Raw genomic sequence first — 3,509 nt, forward strand, 5'->3', positions numbered from 1 at the left:
AAAAAAGCACTGAAATATTTCAGTGCTTTTTTATTTTTTAGCCTCTGCGAGAACTATGCGATTAAACTGCAAGTTTACCCATTTAAAATGCAAATTCGGAACGATTTTTTGCTAATTTTTAAATTTGCATGTAAATGGGCAGTACGTAAAAAATCGCTCGTACTGATGAAAATTAAAATTTACTTATTTGGCTCATATTTGCGTTTTAAGAGCCGTTTTTGGTTTCCGAGTACTTTTTTACTAGAAAAATAGTAAAATTGGTTTAAACGGCTTTAGAATTAAAAATAAGTATAAAAAGGAGGATTTTTTATGATTGAATATGAATATTTTCATTTGGATCCTAAAAATCGTAAGAATGGTGACTTTTTAAAAATTCTTCATCCTGATTTCGAAGAGTTTGGACAATCAGGTAAAAAGTTTAAAAAAGAGGATTTTTTTGATATTGAGTTAGATTCTAATACTTATGAAATTGAGGATTTTGTTGTTGATGAGTTATCTACTCAGGTTAAGCTATGTAAATATACTTTGTTAGATAAAACTTTTAATTCTAAAAGTGTCAGAAGCTCAATATGGGTTTTTTATGAAAAAGATTGGAAATTGTATTTTCATCAAGGTACAAGAGTGAATTTTGATTAGAGAATATATTTATGCCGAGAAAACTTTTTGAGAAAGAAAAGACCCTTCAAGTACACTTAACGAAGTGGGCCCACCAGGGCGTTTTTTGCCTGGTGGCTCATCTTTGGGAAGTTTGAAGGGTCAAAGTTTCTACTCAAAAAGGAAATTGGAATAAAAGTTGAATAGATAGAAATATACTATTTCCATGCATATACTTATTTTTGGGCAGTGTTCATCAATTCAGCCGATATTTAATTTATTTAGAAAGCGAGCGATGTTATGAAATTGTATGGTGATTTTACTCAAGAAGATTGGTTAAATTCATTAGGTATAAATATTGAAAATATTCCAAGCTCTTTTATTATTCATGGAGAGTGGGAACATAAAGACAATATTAATTTTTGGAAAGAAGTTCTTAAAAACGATATATTGATACCAAAATGGAATGCTGTAATAGGTACTTTAAGTAATACTGCTATAGGGTTTGCTAATGTTTATGGAGGGCCAATGGCATCAAATATTGTACATCAGTTCGGTATGGCTGGGACAGATAGATTTATACAAACGGGTTATTTTGGAGGACTTTCTTCAAAAATTAATTATGGAGATATACTTATAGTAACGGAAGCTGAAATGCAAGATGGAGTTTCTCAATGGTATTTACCTAACCAAACAATAGTTAAGTCGGATAGTTCATTAGTGAAAGAAGCAATAAATTTCTGTGAATTAAAAGGATATAGTTATTCTGTTGGAAGTGTTCTTTCTACGAGCGCAATGCTTTTAGAAAATGAAGAAATAATTGCGGGTTGGGCTGAAGATGGTCATCTTGGAGTAGATATGGAAACAGCTACTACTTTAGCGATTTCTTCTAAGTTTAATAAGAAATCAATTGGTTTATTAAACTTATCAGATCATCTGTTTAAGGGAGAAACTTTATATAATTATACTGAAGACAGAGAAGTACTAGAGGAAAAAACTGATGAGAAAATTAGAGAATTAGCATTATATTTATCTACAATTAAACTAAATTAAATGATTATTGATTTGTGCTGTTGTGTAATTTAATTTTTATTTACTTGAGACTCCATAGAGAGTCTCTTGTTTTATGGAGTATTAAATATTTTTGATGGTAGAAAAAAAGGGGGGGATTTTTTTGGAAATTAGAGTATTAAATAAAAAAGATGCAGTTGATTTTAGGAAATTGAGATTAACAGGGTTGCAAACGGATCCGAGTGCTTTTGCTGCTACATATCAAGGGGAAATTGATTTGCCTTTAGAGAATTTTGAAATGAAAACAGAGGCGACTGATACTAAATTTGTTATTGGTGGATTCGATAAGGATAAATTAGTTTGTATGGCGACATTTATTAGATTAACGGGAGAAAAATTAAAACATAAAGGTATGTTAGTCGCTATGTATTGTTTAGAGGAATATAGAGGTACTGGAGTTGCTAAAGATGTGGTTAAATTTTTAGTGGATAAAGCTAAAGAACTAGAGGGTCTTGAAATTATTATTTTGACTGTTGTGACTGAAAATATTAGAGCAAAATCTTTTTATGAAACATTTGGATTTAAGAATTATGGAACTGAACCTAAAGCCTTATTTGATGGGGTTAAATATTATGATGAGGATTTGTTGTATTTAGAGGTTTAATGGGGTTAGAAACGAGTGATTTTAAGCGAGTTTCTTTTATCTTGATAATATAGGTAATTATTCACGGCGATTCACGTCGACGTCAAACCGTTGATATTACTGGCTTAAAACACAAAAAAAGTTGCATTTTCATACCTAGTAATGTATTGTTTAAGTTGACTAGACTAAAACTATACAGGAAGGAGAAAAAGCAACTTTTTTGTGCTATAAAAAACTCTTAAGTTGTTTTATATATCTGATATGGAAAAGTATACTGAGAAAAAGAAGAGAAATCAAGTGTTTCAGAACTTCATTAAAAAATTTGTAGGGGAAAAACAGATGGATCTGATTAAGGACTGCAACACATTTTTAGCATTTGTAACGGATAAAGAGCAGACAAAAAAGAAACTTTATAAAAATAATATGTGTAAGAATCGTTTCTGCCCGATGTGTGCGTGGCGAAAAGCGAGAAAAGATGCTTTGGGACTGTCGTTGATGATGCAGTACATCAAGCAGGAAGAGAAAAAAGAGTTTATTTTTTTAACTTTGACAACTCCGAATGTGAAAGCTGAAGAATTAGAAGATGAAATAAAAAAATATAATTTGTCGTTTGGAAAATTAGTGAAAAGAAAAAATGTTAAAGCGATGATGAAAGGTTACGTTAGAAAATTAGAAATTACGTACAACAAGCAACGAGATGATTTCAATCCACATTTTCACGTACTGATTGCTGTAAATAAATCGTATTTTACAGATAAACGTTATTATATTTCACAAAAAGAATGGCTCGAAATGTGGAGAGATGTCACAGGAATGCCAGAGATCACGCAAGTCCATGTTCAAAAAATTAAGCAGAATAACAACAAAGAATTATACGAAATGGCGAAGTATTCGGGTAAAGATAGCGATTATCTTATCAATCAAAAAATATTTGACGCGTATTATAAATCTTTAAAAGGTAAGCAGATTCTAGTGTATTCAGGACTTTTTAAAGAGGCGAGAAAGAAACTAAAAAACGGGGAATTGGATTATCTCAAAGAAATTGATCCAACTGAATATTTGTATCAAATTTATTATATTTGGAATCAGAAAGAGTACCTAGCGAGTGAACTTCACGAATTAACCGAAGAAGAAAAAAGAAAAATTAATCATCAGACAATCAACGAAATCGAAGAAGAAAAATAAAAAAAGCACTGAAATATTTCAGTGCTTTTTTATTTTTTAGCCTCTGCGAGAACTATGCGATTAAACTGCAAGTTTA

At 30.7% G+C, this 3,509-nt stretch carries 4 protein-coding genes; all 4 read left to right on the forward strand.

Annotated features, from left to right (window positions below; genetic code table 11):
* Positions 1-309 precede the first annotated feature (309 nt).
* The 4 genes from ACZ2V4_RS11525 (at position 310) to ACZ2V4_RS11540 (ending at position 3,433) form a co-directional block, all read left to right on the forward strand.
* Positions 310-636 (forward strand): nuclear transport factor 2 family protein, encoded by a 327-nt coding sequence (locus ACZ2V4_RS11525; RefSeq protein WP_490514930.1) that lies wholly within the window; start codon positions 310-312, stop codon positions 634-636.
* 258 nt (positions 637-894) lie between these two features.
* On the forward strand, positions 895-1,647 hold the full coding sequence (locus ACZ2V4_RS11530) for a phosphorylase family protein (protein WP_490514931.1): 753 nt from the start codon (positions 895-897) through the stop codon (positions 1,645-1,647).
* 121 nt (positions 1,648-1,768) lie between these two features.
* Positions 1,769-2,269 carry a GNAT family N-acetyltransferase gene (locus ACZ2V4_RS11535; RefSeq protein ID WP_260644752.1) on the forward strand — a complete coding sequence of 167 codons (501 nt, stop codon included), beginning with the start codon at positions 1,769-1,771 and terminating at the stop codon, positions 2,267-2,269.
* Between the two features lie 240 nt (positions 2,270-2,509).
* A complete protein-coding gene (locus tag ACZ2V4_RS11540; RefSeq protein ID WP_198549731.1) occupies positions 2,510-3,433 on the forward strand; it encodes a protein rep in 924 nt (307 codons plus the stop codon).
* Positions 3,434-3,509: the final 76 nt, after the last annotated feature.

This window comes from Macrococcus sp. CoH-51_TC_04 (assembly GCF_058188655.1).

Bases quoted from the DNA above. Each gene is read 5' to 3' on its own strand.
- ACZ2V4_RS11525 (WP_490514930.1), top strand. From the start codon at position 310: ATGATTGAATATGAATATTTTCATTTGGATCCTAAAAATCGTAAGAAT.
- ACZ2V4_RS11540 (WP_198549731.1), top strand. From the start codon at position 2,510: ATGGAAAAGTATACTGAGAAAAAGAAGAGAAATCAAGTGTTTCAGAAC.
- ACZ2V4_RS11530 (WP_490514931.1), top strand. From the start codon at position 895: ATGAAATTGTATGGTGATTTTACTCAAGAAGATTGGTTAAATTCATTA.